Raw genomic sequence first — 15665 nt, 5'->3', positions numbered from 1 at the left:
TAATTTGTTGAAGCCTTATCTTTTTATTTGAAATAATCGATATACGTGCTAAGGTCCTTGTCTCCGCGCCCGGAAAGATTAATGACCACCACATCGTCTTTCCGGAAGGTTTGCTGTTCCAAAACGGCCAGGGCATGGGCACTTTCAATGGCGGGAATGATGCCTTCCATGTTACATAAAGCCAATCCTGCCTGCATAGCCTGATCGTCGGTAACAGCCATGAATTCAGCCCTTTTTGATTGGAAAAGATGCGCATGGAGCGGCCCTACGCCAGGATAATCCAAACCTGCCGAGATAGAATAAGGCTCGGTAATCTGCCCGTCTTCGGATTGCATCAAAAGCGTTTTGCTGCCGTGTATGATACCGGTTTTCCCCAATACCGAAGTCGCTGCACTTTCGCCGGAATGAATCCCTTTCCCCGCCGCTTCAACAGCAATCAGGCCTACTTTTTTTTCTTCCAAAAAATGATAAAAAGCCCCGGCAGCATTGCTTCCGCCGCCCACGCAGGCAATGACATAATCGGGAGTATCGCGCCCTTCTTTTTCGAGCAGCTGCTGTTTTATTTCGGCAGAAATAACGCTCTGGAAACGGGCCACCATATCCGGATAAGGATGCGGCCCCACAACCGAACCGATAATATAATAGGTATCCAAAGGGTTGTTAATCCAATCCCGGATGGCTTCATTGGTGGCGTCTTTCAATGTTTTGGAACCGGAAACCGCCGGCCGGACTTCGGCGCCAAGCATTTTCATCCTGGCTACATTTGGAGCTTGCCTCCGGATGTCGATTTCGCCCATATACACAATGCATTGCAATCCCATCAAGGCGCAAACCGTAGCCGTTGCCACACCATGCTGCCCGGCTCCGGTTTCAGCAATGATACGGGTTTTGCCCAATCGTTTTGCCAGTAAAACCTGTCCTATGGTATTGTTGATTTTGTGCGCGCCGGTATGGCACAAATCTTCCCTTTTCAGGTATATTTTGGCTTGGTATTTGGCAGAAAGCCGATGGGCAAAGTAGAGTGGGGTAGGCCGCCCTACATAATCAGCCAACAACTGATGGAATTCCCTCTGAAACTCCGGCTCATTCATATAATCCAGGTAATTTTGACGTAATTCTTCTACATTCAGGTGGAGCATTTCAGGGATGAAAGCGCCGCCAAATTCGCCATAAAATCCATTTTCGTTTGCGTTGTATTTCATTTTTAAAGCTGTATTTTTTGTAGTGATTGAATGTTTTTCAGCCCCGGGCCACTTTCGAACTTACTGTTTACATCGATGGCATACACCGGGATTTTGAGTGTTTTGATTTTTTCTATTTCCGTCAGGCCAATGCCGCCGCTGAGGAAGAATGGTTTTTGGGAAGGATAGTGGTCCAACAATTGCCAGTTGAAAGCGATTCCGTTTCCGCCGGGCTTTTTTCCTTTGGTATCGAACAAAAAATAATCACAGACCTCTTCATAGGGCAGGATGTCATCGAAATCAAAATAATCGCCTACCGCAAAAGCCTTGATGATCCTGATATTGAGGTATTTCAAAAGGAGGCAGAATTCAGGGGTTTCCGCTCCGTGAAGCTGCACCAGCTGTAAATCATATTGCTTGATTTTAGCCAGGATATCATCCAGCGAAGCATTGACAAAAACACCTACTTTCTCAATGGTTTGAGGGAGTTTTGGAATTTCGGCAGTACAGTAACGGGCAGATTTCTGATAGAAGATAAACCCAAGGTAATCAGGCTGTAATTGAGCCGTTTGCTGAATATTTCCAGGATATTTCATGCCGCATATTTTGAGTTTCATAGTTTTTAGATTATTTTTTTGATAAAATCCGAGGCTGAAGCTCCGGGATTATTGGTTTTCATGAAATTTTCGCCAATCAGGAATCCTTGGTAGCCAAAAGATTGCAGTTCTGCAATGGCTGCTGTTGTACTGATTCCGCTTTCGGACACTTTTACAAATTCGTCAGGAATCTCCCTGGCCAGCTCTTTACTGGTGTTGAGGCTGATTTCAAATGTTTTCAGGTTACGGTTGTTTACCCCAATCATATCCAGGCTGGGCATAATCGATTTGTCGAGTTCTTCTTTGTCATGGACTTCCAGGAGCACTTCCAGCGCAAGCGACTGTGCAAATTCGGAAAACTGCCTGATTTCTGCCCGTGTCAGGACGGCTGCAATTAGTAAAATGGCATCGGCACCATAGGCTTTGGCTTCCAGGATTTGGTATTCATCTATGATAAATTCCTTCCGGAGCAATGGCACATGCACCGAAGCCCTTGCCAGCAGTAAATCTTCAATGGATCCTCCAAAATATTGATTGTCAGTTAGTATTGAAATCCCGCAGGCGCCGGCACTTTCGTATCCTTTTACCACTTCCTCCACAGAAAGCCCCTGATTGATAATTTCCCTTGAAGGAGAACGGCGTTTGTGTTCGGTAATGATGCCCGAGCGGCTGTTTCGCAGTAATTTGCTCAAGGAAACGGTCCTGTTGCCGAAAAGCATTGTATTTTCCAGTTGAGAGATCGGGAAAATGGTCTTTTTAAGTGCAACTTCCTTCTTTTTTGTAGCGATTATAGTGTCGAGGATGTTCATGTTTAAAGGCTTATTTGTTGTAATTTTTGCAATTTTCCTAATGCTTTTCCGCTGAGCAGGCTTTCTTTGGCCAAATTAAAACCCTCAGCAGGAGAGATACCTTTTACATTGGCAATGGCCATGCCGGCATTGGCGCAAACGACGTTGTTTTGTGCTTCCGTCCCTTTTCCTGAAAGGATATTCATGAAAATTGCCGCCGATTCCTCAATGGTAGTACCGCCCTGAATATCGGTTTGTTGGAGTTGGCTTACGCCGAAATCTTCCGGTTTTAGCATTCCCTCCTTTGTGTTGGAAATGGTTTTGGTACTTCCGGTAAGGGAAATTTCATCGTAGCCGTCCAGGCTGTGCAAAATGGTAAAATTAGTTTCTGTATTTTGGTATAAATAGGCATACATCCTGGCCAGTTCCAGACTGAAAACACCTACCAGCTGGTTTTTTGGGAAAGCCGGATTGACCATCGGCCCCAGCATATTAAAGAATGTTTTCACGGCCAGTTCCTTTCGGATGGGAGCCACGTTTTTCATCGCGGGATGAAATAAAGGAGCATGCAGGACACAAATCCCGGCTTCTTCGATACACTTGTGCAGGAAATCTTTGTCATTGCTGAACCGGACTCCTAAAGTTTCCATGACATTGCTGGACCCGGAAATGGATGAAACCCCGTAATTGCCGTGCTTGGCCACGTGGATCCCGGCTCCGGCAGTAATAAAAGAAGCCAGTGTCGAAATATTGAAAGTATCTTTCCCATCTCCGCCGGTACCGCACAAATCGATAGTATTATAAGCAGATAAGTCAACAGCGATACACAGTTCGAGCAGTGCTTCACGGAAACCGGCCAATTCATCAATGGTAATGCTCCGCATCATATATACGGTCAAAAAACTGGCAATCTGGCTGGGGTTGTACAATCCGTTTGAGATGTTGACAAGGACGTTTTTGGCTTCGGCTGAAGTTAAGGTTTCGTGCCGGATGAGCCTGTTTAATATTGTTTTCATTTCGCTATGCGTTTATTTATTATTGGGTATCATGCTGTCGCCTTGCAGGCTCGAGTCATTTCGTTCGAATTAGGTATGGGTTGAGCCGGTTTTAAGCTTTTTCGACTTAAAACGACGGTATTTTTCGATAAAATGGATTGTTAATTAGCTATTGAGCCAGTTTTCAAGAATTTGTTTCCCGTGTGGTGTCAGGACACTTTCCGGATGGAACTGCACGCCCCGGATGTCATAGGTTTTATGCCGCAGGGACATGATCTGGCCATTGTCATCTACCGAAGTGATTTCAAGGGTTTCAGGGAAATCATCCGGGTTTACGACCCAAGAATGGTAGCGTCCTACCTCGATTTGCTTGTCCAGGCCTTTAAAAAGTGTTTCATCATCTGCAAGGATGGTCACTTTTGTTGCAACGCCATGGTATACTTTTTCGAGATTGATCAGGCTTCCGCCGAAAACTTCTCCGATGGCTTGCTGCCCGAGGCAAACTCCAAGGATGCTTTTTGTTGGTGCATAGGTTTGGATGACTTCTTTCAATAAACCTGCTTCCTGAGGGATCCCAGGCCCAGGCGAAAGGAGTATTTTGTTGAATTTTTCAAGTTCCTCCATCTCAAATTCATCGTTCCGGAAAACGGTTACATCGCCATTTAAATCTTCCAGATAATGTACTAAATTATACGTGAAGCTATCGTAATTGTCTATGACTGCTATTTTATCCATGGGTTGTGAATTATGAGTTATACGTTAGGTGTTTTTAAATTAATTCGGCCAGGTCCAATGCTTTATGGAGCGCTCCGAGTTTGTTATAGACTTCCTGCATTTCGTTTTCTTCGTCCGAATGCGCCACTATTCCTGCTCCTGCCTGGTAATGCAACTGATGGTTCTTGCTTAAAAAAGTCCGGATCATAATTGCGTGATTAAAGTTACCATCAAAATCCATATAACCAATAGCACCGCCGTAAAAACCCCGGTTGGTATTCTCAATGGCTTCGATTAACTGTAACGCCTTGTGTTTGGGTGCGCCCGACAAAGTCCCTGCCGGGAAAGTATCGGCAACTACCTGCATTGTAGTTGCTTTTTCGTGGAGTTGGCCGCTTACTTTGGATACCAAATGAATGACATGGGAAAAAAACTGTACTTCTCTGTATTTTTCAATTGCCACATGGTGCCCGTTGCGGCTTAAATCATTCCGGGCCAAATCGACTAACATGACATGTTCGCTGTTTTCTTTCGGGTCTTCAGACAATTGCTTGGCTAAAATAGCGTCTTGTTCGTCATTTCCCGTTCGTTTGAACGTTCCCGCGATTGGATGGATTTCCGCTTTGCGGTTGGCCACAATTAACTGCGCTTCCGGGGAAGATCCAATGATCTTAAAATCGCCATAATCGAAAAAGAACAAATACGGAGAAGGGTTGATGTTCCGCAGCGCACGATACACATTGAATTCGTCGCCTTTAAAACCCTGCGTGAACCTTCTGGAAAGCACTAATTGGAAAACATTCCCAAGAAAGCAGTTTTTTTTGGCCAACGTTACATTATCCTTAAAATCCTGGTCGCTTAGATTTGAAACCGGTTGCCCTTCTTTTGCAAAAGGATACGACGCAAAGTTTTTAGATTGGATTAATTGTTCTATTTCTGATATATTACTTTGATTGTCAATACTATGACAAAAAATATAGGCCTCGTTTTTGAAATGGTTGATGGCGATGATGTTCTGATAAATGGCATAAAAAACATCGGGAATCTGGAGTTCGTTACCTTTCTTTTCCAGAGTGACTTTCTCAAAATAACGGACGGCATCGTAGCTTATAAAACCGAACAGGCCGCTATTGATAAACTTAAACGGATTGGGATCGGACTCAAATCGGGAGGCAAACTCCTGGATGCCGGCCATGACATCCTGGTTGTTTTTGATAGGTGATTCTTCAGAAGCCCCGTTCGGGAATGTAGTCGTAATTTGTTCATTTTGCACTTTTATGCTGGCGATAGGATTGCAGCAGATGTAAGAAAAACTATTGTCACTGGCATGGTAATCACTGCTTTCGAGCAAAAGGCTGTTCGGGAATTTGTCGCGGAGTTTCAGGTAAATGCTCACCGGTGTCACGGTATCGGCAAGGATTTGCTTGAAGTCTGTATGTAATTTATATTTTTTCATGGTGTTTGTTGTTCCGTTTTTGGCAATAAAAAAAGGCTTGTCGTGATTGACAAGCCTTTTATATATGGTTTTTAAAAATTCATATAGGAGGTTTTGCTCACGACGTCTGACGTAAGTTGCTCCACCACCAATTAGTATTTAAAAATGTGTTCATTGTTTCAATTGTATGCTGCAAATGTATAGAAATGATTTTTTAAAAAGCAAGTATTTTTTGAAATAAATTTTTGGCCTTCAAAATGATTATTGTAAATATTTATCTTAAAAAAGCAACTAATTATTGTTTTATGATAATTAATTATTATATTTGCTCATGTAAATTTTAAATTCAAATTATGAAATTAGTCAGAATCATATCCGCATTTTTATTTTATATGGCCCGGATTTTAGCCATAGGATATTTAATAAGCACTTTTCATTTGTTTGTTTCGACTGCTTTTAAGCTGCCCACTTTAAAGATTTTGGAGCATAACAGGTTTGTTGTTTATTATCCATTTACCGAAAAAGGTTTTTTACTCGGAAGTGAGTATACGTTTTCTTATGTCACGGAAATGGTGGCAACTATTGGCTTTTACGGCTTGTTTTTTTGGTTGCTCAGCAATGTTTTCCATACATTCAGGCAAAGTCCTTTGTTTACCAAACGGGGCATCCGGAATTTGAAGCTGTTTTGCGGGATCAATCTGGTGGTTTCTCCGGTGCTTTTTGGCCTTTTAAGCATGTTCTCCCATGAAGACCTGCCGTTTTTTGGGATGATCGTAGCACATGCCATTATAGGGATATTCGCTTATTTTTTAACAGCGATTTTCAATGAAGGTGTAGGATTGCAAAACGAACAGGATTTATATATTTAGCCTATGCCAATTATAGTAAACATAGATGTAATGCTCGCCAAACGGAAGATGCAATCGAAGGAATTGGCGGAAATTTTAGGGATCACCCAAGCGAACCTGTCCATATTAAAAACCGGGAAAGCGAAAGGCATCAGGTTCGAAACCCTCGAAGCAATCTGCAAGGCACTAGATTGCCAACCAGGCGACATTATAGAATACATCAGCAGGTAAATCCATTTTGAAATAAAGCATACGGACCGGCATCACACAGAAGCCGGCAGGAACCCTTTTGGTCTTTTTTTACAACAATAAATCATCAATAATCATCAAAATCATCAGAAAATGAACAGTTTAATTATCAAAAATCTCTCCAAGAGATACGAAAACGGAGTGCAGGCCATTGACAACATTTCGTTTGAAATTACCAATGGCATGCTGGGGCTTTTAGGGCCTAACGGAGCCGGGAAATCATCGCTTATGCGAACCATTGCGGGTTTGCAGCAACCGGACGGCGGGAGTATAGAATTTAACGGGGTCAATGTTGTGGAAAACCCGGATTTCATCCGTCGGCATTTAGGGTATTTGCCGCAGGAATTTGGGGTGTATCCTAAAATTTCGGCCTATCGCTTATTAGAGCATTTGGCTGTCCTGAAAGGCATCGTCCATAAAAATGACCGTCACCAGCAAATTATCAGCTTGTTGCAACAAACCAATTTACTGGAACATAAAAATAAGGCGGTGCATACTTTTTCAGGAGGGATGCGCCAGCGATTCGGGATTGCCCAAGCCCTTTTGGGAAACCCTAAAATCATTATTGTCGATGAGCCAACGGCAGGCCTGGATCCCGAAGAACGCAACAGGTTTAATAATTTATTAAGTGAAATAGGGGAGAATATCATTGTGCTTTTGTCTACCCATATCGTTGATGACGTACGCGATTTATGCACCAATATGATGGTGGTTTCGGATGGGAAAATGATTTTGCAGGCCAAGCCCGATGCGGCTGTTGCTTCTATAAATGGCAAGATTTGGGCCAAGACTATTGAAAAACCGCAACTGGAAGAATACCAGCTGAAAACAAACCTGATTTCTTCACAGCTTTCCGGCGGGAAACTCAATATCAGAGTATATGCCGATGTGCAGCCTGAAGCCGGTTTTGTTTCAGCCTTGCCGGATTTAGCCGATGTTTATTTTACCGTTTTAGTCCAAAACCAGCCAAAACCAGCGAGCCATGTTTAGGAAATTGTTGCAATTCGAATGGCATTACCACACAAGGAATGTGTTGTTTTATGTCGCTTTTTTAGTGTACCTGTGCTTTGGATTTTTATTGGGAGCTTTTGTAAATGGCGGTTTTCCGGGCGTTAGCAAAAATTCACCTTTTATGATCAGCTATTTTATCGGGTTATTTTCAATGAATACCGTTTTTTCAACGACCGTATTTGTTGCCCAGTCCTTTTTAAGGGAAAGTGAAACCAAATTCGATTCGATTGTCTATGCGACGCCTGTGCCCAAATGGAAATACCTCGGAAGCCGGTTTTTGATGGCTTTCCTGGTTAGTACCTTCTCTTTTGCCATGTTTGTTTTCGGTTTGATGGCCGGACAATTGATGCCTTGGCTGCCTAAAGAAGATATGGTCCCGTTTTCATTTTTCCATTATATCTGGCCGTTTGCAACGATCGCTTTGCCTAACATTTTGCTTTGCACTTCGATTTTGGCAGGTTTTGCGTGGCTGACAAGGAATAAACTAATCATTTATGTAGGTGGCCTGTTTATTTTTATACTGTACATAGTAGGCTCCATATTTTCAAATTCCCCTGTTTTTGCAGGTGCTTCGCCGGCTTCTGCAAGCGCGATGGCTGTAGTGGCAAAATTGGATCCTTTTGGTTTGGCCGCTTTTTTCGAACAGACACGGTATTGGACAGCCATAGAAAAAGATACCCATACAATCGCATTAACGGGTAATTTTCTTTTCAATAGGGTCTTACTTTTAGTGGTTTCCCTGATTATTTTGGCAACAGCCTACTACTTTTTCTCTTTCCGGAAATTGAAAGTCAGAAAAATCAAAAAAGAGAAGAAAACCACCTCAATGCCAATGGCCGTTAGATTTGAAAAACTTCAAAAAACAGAATTCCACACCCTAAAACACAACTGGCAAGTGCTGAAAACTTTTGTCAAAATTGATGTTTCGCTTAGTATCAAAGGCATTCCTTTTTTGTTGATTATTATGTTGTTAGGCGGATTGCTCATCATTGAAATCAAGGACGAAATTAATGGCGGCATACGTATGGCCGAAAGCATTACGACAACCGGCCTGATGGTTTCCACGATACTCGACAGGCTTTCTTTTGTGCTGGTCCTGGTAATGCTTTTTTATAGTAATGAATTGGTTTGGCGAAGCAAATCGGTTCGTTTTGAATCGCTCGAAAATGTGGCGCCTTATAACAAAAGCATCGTTTTTGTATCGAAATTACTCTCTCTTGCGACCGTACCTTTTTTACTGATTTTGATCAGCATAGGCATAGGGATTTCTTTCCAGTTGATTAAAGGCAATGCACCTATTGAATGGGGATTGTATCTTTCCTTGTTCTGTTTCATGGGGTTGCCAATGGTATTTGCGGCCGTACTGATCCTGGCCATCCAGGTAATGTTCCGGCGCAGGTATGCCGGATTGGTGGCTGCAACCATCATCGTTTTGATCGTTTCTACCAGTGTGGGCGGAATATTAGGAATCAACCATCCGTTGTTTCGATTTGCTGAGCCACTGCAAATGGAATATTTCGATATGAACGGCTTCGGGAAATACACTTTTTCTTTCTTTTTCAAAATGTTGTATAGTTTTGGATTGGTGCTTATTTTGTTCTTTTTTGGCACTATTTCATGGAAAAACAATCAAAAATCATTCAAAAACGCCTTAAAATCATCAAAAATGACTTTTTTGGAAAAAGGGATGCTTTCTTTCGGGGTCTTGGTTTTGATAGGTTCGGGGAGTTATATTTTTTATGAAACCAATATCAAAAACCCTTATGTAACCAAAGCCGAAAAACTGGATTGGAGCGAGCAATACGAACGAAAATACCGGAAATTCGGAGAATTGAACCAGCCCGCTATTGCTTCGGTTAAAACCAATGTCGATTTGTTTCCTGAAAGCAACAGTTATGCGGTAAACGGAAAATATGTATTGGTAAATAATTCGGATCAGCCTATAGACAGTTTGTTGGTATCGATTGATGAAAATATCAAATTAAAATCCTTGCATATCCAGGGTGCCAAATGCATACTTGAAGACCTTCATTTTGGGCATTATTGGTACAAATTGAAAAAGAAATTGCTGCCGAAGCAACAACTGGCCATGGATTTTTCATTCATTTCCTCATGGTCGCCGTTTAAAGGACATGTCCCTTTCAATTCCATCCTGGATAATGGCTCGTTTATGAGGATCAGCCGTTATTACCCGGTATTCGGCTACCAAAGCGATAATGAAATAAGCAGTGAAAACGAAAGGGGAAAAAGGAAGCTAAAACCGCAAACGCCACTTCAAAAACTGGAATCGGAGGAGGTAAGCCCTTATAATTTTATTGATTTTGATGCCGTTGTTTCTACCTCACAAGACCAAATTGCAATAGGGTCTGGCGATTTGATACGACAATGGAAAGCCGGTAACCGCAATTATTTCCACTATAAATCGGACCGTAAGATCCCATTCCGGTTTGCTTTTTCTTCTGCAAAATACGAAGTCAAAAAAGAAATTTACAAAGGAATCCCCATTGAAGTGTATTATGACAAACGCCATGGCAGGAATGTGGCTGAATTGATTCGTGCCACAAAGAAAACGCTCGACTATTGCCAGGAAAATTTTGGGGAATACCCGCATAAGGTTATTCGTTATGCTGAAATTTCTGGTTTTGTCAACGGTTTTGCCGCAACAGCCTATCCGGGAACGATTTACATGAAGGAAAATTTCGGTTTTTACAGCGATATCAACAGAGGGGATAAAGAAGATGTCATCAATCAGCTTGCGGGTCATGAATTATCGCATCAATGGTGGGGAAATACCCGGATTAGCCCGCAAATAAAGGAAGGAGGAGTTGTCTTAACCGAAACACTGGCCCAATATACCGAACTCATGCTGTACGAAAAAAGGCATGGCCGGGACCGCGCCCTGGAAACGGTCAAAGTACACCTGGATTTGTACTTGAGCAGCCGGAGTTTAGACCTGGAAGTGCCTTTGTATAAGGTTACTTACGATACGCCGCATCTGCCGTATAACAAAGGCATGATCATCATGCACCAGCTGCGGTTGCTTATTGGGGAACCTCAAGTAAATAAAGCGCTTAAGGCCTTAATCTCGAAACATGCTTATCCAAAACCGGCTCCGGACACCCGGGATCTCATTCGCGAAATTTACAAAGTTACGCCCATCGCCCTGCATCCGAAAATTGATGAAATGTTTAAGGAAATCATTACCTATTCTTCAAAAGTGGAATCTGTAGGCAGCCACGCACTTGGAAATAAAAAATACGAAGTGGTTTTTGAGGTCAGTTCTGAAAAATTCAGGGAAAATAGCAAAGGAGAACGCAAATTAATCCCAAATGACCCGAGTATTGATGTTGGTGTCTATGACGAAAACGGCAAATTGAACAGGCAGGTTTTCCCTATTGAAAACAATCGGGCCAAAGGCAAAATGATCATTTCCTGCAAACCGTCTGTCATTGTCATCGATCCTGATTTTAAAAAAACAGATACTTTTTTAAAGGATAATGAAAAGGAAATAGAGGAAATTCAAAAATAAAATAAAAATCGTAAATGCTTTATTTTTAAAGGCTTCGGTGCCAAAAATTAAAGAGTTTAATTTGCTTTTCGAAAAAAAATGTGCAGTAAAAACCATTTTTTATTTGGAGTGTATTTAAAAAATGTTATAAGTTTGCCCTGTTCAAAAGAATGAAAAAATGACAAACCAAGTTTTAAATATGATGATGTGTATGTGCTGCCCAAACCAAGGGGAGGTATTTGCTATTCGTTAATGTTTTAAAACAATACACATATTTGCAAAACTCCCCAGTCATATGGGGAGTTTTTTTTTACATGAAATTTAAATTACACAAAAAAATAAAATGAATACGATAACGGAAATAACACTAACGGCCATAACAGCATCTGCAATTTGTATGATGATGATGTGTTGTATGCGAAACTTCGCAAGAGGCCGTCTATCTTATTATTTGCCGTAAATAATAGCATAACCTAAACGTAAGCCTCTTGATTTCAAGGGGCTTTTTTTATATCCAAAAATTAAAACAGACAAACAATGAATCAGGAAATCAGTAACCAATTAAAGCAAAACCGGGACATACAGCAGAATTTGAAGTTTTTGGCTGAAAATTTCTCTGGCAAGATTGTGTTTTCTACCAGTTTCGGCATTGAAGACCAGGTAATAACCGATGCGATTTTCTCTCAAAAGCTCGATGCGGTTGAGGTATTTACGCTGGATACTGGGAGGTTGTTCCAGGAAACGTATGCTACCTGGGATAAGACACAAATCCAATACGGGCAAAAGATAAAAGCCTATTACCCCGATCACCAAAAATTGGAAAAATTTATCCATGAAAACGGGATCAATCCTTTTTACGAAAGTACCAACCTCAGGAAACAGTGCTGCCACATCCGCAAGGTAGAACCTTTACAGAGAGCTTTGAACGATGTAAAAGTCTGGATTACTGGTGTAAGGGCCGAACATTCACCAGACAGGAACGCACTTGAAATCCTGCAATGGGACGAGCAATACGAACTTTATAAATACAATCCATTATTGCACTGGACTACTGAAGAAGTAAAAGAATACGTTGCCAAAAAAGGAGTTCCCTACAATATCCTGCACGACCAGGGATTTGTCAGCATCGGATGTGCGCCTTGTACCAGAGCCTTAAAAATTGGGGAAGATTTCCGGGCCGGCCGATGGTGGTGGGAAGAAGCCTCCAAAAAAGAATGCGGATTGCACAGCTCATAACTCATAATTTATAACTCATAATTACAAACAAATGAATTCAACACATTATTTACATCAACTGGAAGACGAAGCCATTTACATTCTCCGGGAAACAGCTGCACAGTTCGAAAAGCCGGCATTGCTGTTTTCAGGAGGTAAAGATTCCATCGTATTGGTGCACCTGGCACTCAAGGCGTTCCGTCCGGGCAAGTTCCCTTTTCCGTTGGTACATATCGATACAGGGCATAATTTCCCTGAAGCCATTGCCTTTCGGGATTACCTGGCCTATAAAATCGGAGAACCATTGATTGTCGCTTCAGTAGAAGATAGTATTAAAAAGTACAACCTGAAAGAGACCCAGGGGCGGTTTCCGTCAAGAAACGCCTTGCAAACCTACGCGCTTTTGGATGCCATCCAGGAAAACGAATTTGATGCCTGCATCGGCGGTGCACGGCGTGATGAAGAAAAAGCAAGGGCCAAGGAACGGATTTTCTCTGTCCGTGATGATTTCGGGCAATGGGACCCGAAACTGCAGCGCCCGGAATTGTGGGATATCCTTAACGGGAAAATTGAAAAAGGGCATAATGTGCGTGTTTTCCCCATCAGCAACTGGACCGAATTGGACGTTTGGAATTACATCCAGCAAAACAATATCGAATTGCCAAACCTGTATTTTTCCCATGACAGGGAATGTATCGTTCACCAGGGCAAATTAGTGGCGACTTCGCAATTTATCCAGCCTTTGCCATCCGATGTTGTAGTGACCGAAAAAGTACGCTACAGGACGGTGGGAGACATGACATGTACGGCAGCGGTCCCATCCGAAGCAGCTTCCATCCAGGACATCATTGATGACATCATCCAGACCAAAATCAGTGAAAGGGGCCAAACCCGTTTGGATGACCAGCTTTCGGAAGCAGCAATGGAAGACCGTAAAAAACAAGGGTATTTTTAAGATGCAAGAGAAAATAAACAAGAAAAAACAATTAAAATGAACACACTAAAATTTATAACAGCGGGAAATGTAGATGATGGGAAAAGCACATTGATTGGCCGCCTGCTATATGATTCCGATAGCATCCATACGGATCAATTGGGCATATTGCAACAACAGACCAAACAACAAGGAGTTGACATCGATTTATCCCTGATTACCGATGGCCTGCGTGCCGAACGGGAACAAGGCATTACAATTGATGTGGCCTATAAATATTTTTCCACCAAAAGAAGGAAATTCATCATCGCCGACGCGCCTGGCCATGAACAGTACACCCGGAATATGATTACAGGAGCTTCCAATTCAGACCTGATCATCATTCTGGTAGATGCCCGAAAGGGAATTACCACCCAAACGAAAAGGCATGCGAGCATTGGTTCGCTTATCGGTATCAAAAAAGCCATTATTGCCGTAAATAAAATTGATCTTGTCGAGTATTCGGAAACTGTTTTCAATTCGATAAAGGGGGAATTCGAAAACCTGAAAGAGGATCTGAATTTCGATGAGATTGTATATATCCCGATTAGTGCGCTCGAAGGAGACAATATCGTGGAAAAGTCTGTAAATACGCCTTGGTTTGAAGGAGATACGTTGCTTAAAACATTGGAATACATTGAAATACCTTCAAGCGAAAACCTGGCTTCCCGTTTCCAGGTGCAATGGGTCATCCGTCCCAAAAACGAAGAAAACCATGATTACCGCGGTTATGCAGGCCAGGTGCTGAGTGGGGCATACCAGGAAGGTGACCGGGTAACCATCTTGCCATCCGGTATCGAAACCACAATTCTTAAAATCGAAAAACATCAGGAAACTATCGTAAAAGCGGTTGCCGGAGAAAATATCGTCCTGCATCTTGCCGGAAATACAGACATCAGCCGTGGCGACAGTATTGTCAAAACAACAGAATTGCCGCTGTCTTCCAATGACCTGAAATCATGGGTTTCCTGGCTTGACCATACCGTTTTGCAAATTGGGAAAACCTATGTATTGCAGCACCGTTTCCGGAAAGTGCGGGTTAAAATTCAATCGATTGACAAAAAATGGGACAGTAACCAATGGCAGTTTAGCCAGGCAAATGAAATCGGGCTGAACGACATCGGGCAGATTTCCTTAAAATCGAACCAGCCGCTTTTCTTTGATGCTTTTTCCGAAAATTCAAAAAACGGAAGCGCCATCCTGATTGATGAAACAACGCATAATACCGTAGGAGCCTTACTTTTTCTGGCGTAAATGCCTAAAAATACAATGATATGACACATCCTATTTATAACAGAAACAACGCAAAGGTTAACAAATTGCCGGATAAGGTCAAAGCCGAAGTATGGGTGGAAGGTCTCTTTTATTGGTTGTTTTCCATTGGGGAATCCTATTCGGAGGCTGGTTTTTTCCTGGCAAAAGAGAAAGAATTGCAACAAGGCTTAAACGGGTTGCTGCAAAGTGTTTCAGAGGCAACCGAAGGGATCCCGGGCCTGGTTGATGATTTCTTCGCAACACTGGAAAAAATCCACAGCTGGCTCGAAGCGGACCTGGAAGCAGTTTTCCGTTTTGATCCGGCGGCCAAATCCCGTAGCGAAGTCCTGATAGCGTACCCCGGTTTTTTTGCCATCGCTGTTTACCGGCTCTCAAACCATCTTTGGAAAATGGGAGTGCCGGTATTGCCCCGCCTGATTTCAGAATATGTGCATAGCAAAACAGGCATCGACATTCATCCTGGCGCCAAGATAGGGGAGCGGTTCTTTATTGACCACGGCACGGGAGTTGTCATTGGGGAAACGGCAATAATTGGCAATGATGTCAAGATTTACCAAGGAGTAACACTCGGAGCCCTAACGGTTAGTAAGGATAAAGCGGAAGAAAAACGCCATCCCACGATTGAAAACCAAGTCACTATTTATGCCAATGCGACCATATTGGGAGGAAATACAATTGTCGGAAGCGAATCGGTAATTGGGGGGAATGTCTGGATCACGCATTCTATCCCGCCAAAATCACTGGTGTACCACAAGAGCGAAATTGTCATCAAAAACAAAAATCCTTTTCCTGAACCGTTGAATTTTGTGATTTAACTATAGAAAAACAGTCAGCACATTTAAAAATATAAAAGATGACCCGAAGCTTAACAAGCGAA

At 42.4% G+C, this 15665-nt stretch carries 14 protein-coding genes; 8 read left to right on the top strand and 6 right to left on the bottom strand.

The annotated features are described in order from the left end of the window. Window positions 1-23: 23 nt before the first annotated feature. The 6 genes from trpB to E4635_RS03455 all read right to left on the bottom strand — a co-directional run bounded on the left by trpB (window position 24) and on the right by E4635_RS03455 (window position 5730). The gene (gene trpB / locus E4635_RS03480; RefSeq protein WP_135525236.1) at window positions 24-1202 is read right to left on the bottom strand and encodes a tryptophan synthase subunit beta; all 1179 of its coding nucleotides are present in this window, start codon (window positions 1200-1202) and stop codon (window positions 24-26) included. 2 nt (window positions 1203-1204) lie between these two features. Further along, window positions 1205-1798, bottom strand: a complete 594-nt coding sequence (locus tag E4635_RS03475) for a phosphoribosylanthranilate isomerase (protein WP_135525235.1) — start codon at window positions 1796-1798, stop codon at window positions 1205-1207. A gap of 5 nt (window positions 1799-1803) precedes the next feature. Continuing rightward, complete coding sequence (trpC, locus tag E4635_RS03470; RefSeq protein WP_135525234.1) at window positions 1804-2586, bottom strand: indole-3-glycerol phosphate synthase TrpC; 783 nt, start codon at window positions 2584-2586, stop codon at window positions 1804-1806. A 2-nt stretch (window positions 2587-2588) separates the two neighbouring features. Continuing rightward, the gene (gene trpD, locus E4635_RS03465) at window positions 2589-3581 is read right to left on the bottom strand and encodes an anthranilate phosphoribosyltransferase (RefSeq protein WP_135525233.1); all 993 of its coding nucleotides are present in this window, start codon (window positions 3579-3581) and stop codon (window positions 2589-2591) included. Window positions 3582-3725: 144 nt separating this feature from the next. Beyond that, window positions 3726-4295 (bottom strand): anthranilate synthase component II, encoded by a 570-nt coding sequence (locus E4635_RS03460; RefSeq protein ID WP_135525232.1) that lies wholly within the window; start codon window positions 4293-4295, stop codon window positions 3726-3728. 34 nt (window positions 4296-4329) lie between these two features. Beyond that, window positions 4330-5730, bottom strand: a complete 1401-nt coding sequence (locus E4635_RS03455) for an anthranilate synthase component I family protein (RefSeq protein ID WP_135525231.1) — start codon at window positions 5728-5730, stop codon at window positions 4330-4332. 332 nt (window positions 5731-6062) lie between these two features. Between E4635_RS03455 and E4635_RS03450 the strand changes: the two genes are divergently transcribed. From E4635_RS03450 to epsC, 8 genes are all read left to right on the top strand, one after another. Beyond that, window positions 6063-6578, top strand: a complete 516-nt coding sequence (locus E4635_RS03450; RefSeq protein ID WP_135525230.1) for a DUF2975 domain-containing protein — start codon at window positions 6063-6065, stop codon at window positions 6576-6578. 3 nt (window positions 6579-6581) lie between these two features. Further along, window positions 6582-6788, top strand: coding sequence for a helix-turn-helix domain-containing protein (locus tag E4635_RS03445; RefSeq protein ID WP_135525229.1), 207 nt, complete (start codon window positions 6582-6584; stop codon window positions 6786-6788). Between the two features lie 111 nt (window positions 6789-6899). After that, entirely contained in the window at window positions 6900-7796 is an 897-nt protein-coding gene (locus E4635_RS03440) for an ABC transporter ATP-binding protein (RefSeq protein WP_135525228.1), read from the top strand. After that, window positions 7789-11346 carry an ABC transporter permease/M1 family aminopeptidase gene (locus tag E4635_RS03435; RefSeq protein WP_135525227.1) on the top strand — a complete coding sequence of 1186 codons (3558 nt, stop codon included), beginning with the start codon at window positions 7789-7791 and terminating at the stop codon, window positions 11344-11346. The genes E4635_RS03440 and E4635_RS03435 overlap by 8 nt, the downstream gene beginning before the upstream one ends. 516 nt (window positions 11347-11862) lie before the next feature. Next, window positions 11863-12561 (top strand): phosphoadenylyl-sulfate reductase, encoded by a 699-nt coding sequence (locus E4635_RS03430; RefSeq protein ID WP_135525226.1) that lies wholly within the window; start codon window positions 11863-11865, stop codon window positions 12559-12561. 31 nt (window positions 12562-12592) lie between these two features. Beyond that, on the top strand, window positions 12593-13495 hold the full coding sequence (cysD, locus tag E4635_RS03425; protein WP_135525225.1) for a sulfate adenylyltransferase subunit CysD: 903 nt from the start codon (window positions 12593-12595) through the stop codon (window positions 13493-13495). Window positions 13496-13531: 36 nt separating this feature from the next. Next, entirely contained in the window at window positions 13532-14767 is a 1236-nt protein-coding gene (locus E4635_RS03420; protein ID WP_135525224.1) for a sulfate adenylyltransferase subunit 1, read from the top strand. Window positions 14768-14787: 20 nt separating this feature from the next. Next, window positions 14788-15603: a serine O-acetyltransferase EpsC gene (gene epsC, locus E4635_RS03415; RefSeq protein ID WP_135525223.1), complete on the top strand. Its 816-nt coding sequence runs from the start codon at window positions 14788-14790 to the stop codon at window positions 15601-15603. Window positions 15604-15665 lie beyond the last annotated feature (62 nt).

Source organism: Flavobacterium humi, from assembly GCF_004745595.1.
Taxonomy (GTDB): domain Bacteria; phylum Bacteroidota; class Bacteroidia; order Flavobacteriales; family Flavobacteriaceae; genus Flavobacterium; species Flavobacterium humi.
Note: the sequence above shows the minus strand (reverse complement) of the source record. Positions and strands in the feature narration are given on the sequence as shown.

Bases quoted from the DNA above. Each gene is read 5' to 3' on its own strand.
- trpB (WP_135525236.1), bottom strand. From the start codon at position 1,202: ATGAAATACAACGCAAACGAAAATGGATTTTATGGCGAATTTGGCGGC.
- E4635_RS03475 (WP_135525235.1), bottom strand. From the start codon at position 1,798: ATGAAACTCAAAATATGCGGCATGAAATATCCTGGAAATATTCAGCAA.
- trpC (WP_135525234.1), bottom strand. From the start codon at position 2,586: ATGAACATCCTCGACACTATAATCGCTACAAAAAAGAAGGAAGTTGCA.
- trpD (WP_135525233.1), bottom strand. From the start codon at position 3,581: ATGAAAACAATATTAAACAGGCTCATCCGGCACGAAACCTTAACTTCA.
- E4635_RS03460 (WP_135525232.1), bottom strand. From the start codon at position 4,295: ATGGATAAAATAGCAGTCATAGACAATTACGATAGCTTCACGTATAAT.
- E4635_RS03455 (WP_135525231.1), bottom strand. From the start codon at position 5,730: ATGAAAAAATATAAATTACATACAGACTTCAAGCAAATCCTTGCCGAT.
- E4635_RS03450 (WP_135525230.1), top strand. From the start codon at position 6,063: ATGAAATTAGTCAGAATCATATCCGCATTTTTATTTTATATGGCCCGG.
- E4635_RS03445 (WP_135525229.1), top strand. From the start codon at position 6,582: ATGCCAATTATAGTAAACATAGATGTAATGCTCGCCAAACGGAAGATG.
- E4635_RS03440 (WP_135525228.1), top strand. From the start codon at position 6,900: ATGAACAGTTTAATTATCAAAAATCTCTCCAAGAGATACGAAAACGGA.
- E4635_RS03435 (WP_135525227.1), top strand. From the start codon at position 7,789: ATGTTTAGGAAATTGTTGCAATTCGAATGGCATTACCACACAAGGAAT.
- E4635_RS03430 (WP_135525226.1), top strand. From the start codon at position 11,863: ATGAATCAGGAAATCAGTAACCAATTAAAGCAAAACCGGGACATACAG.
- cysD (WP_135525225.1), top strand. From the start codon at position 12,593: ATGAATTCAACACATTATTTACATCAACTGGAAGACGAAGCCATTTAC.
- E4635_RS03420 (WP_135525224.1), top strand. From the start codon at position 13,532: ATGAACACACTAAAATTTATAACAGCGGGAAATGTAGATGATGGGAAA.
- epsC (WP_135525223.1), top strand. From the start codon at position 14,788: ATGACACATCCTATTTATAACAGAAACAACGCAAAGGTTAACAAATTG.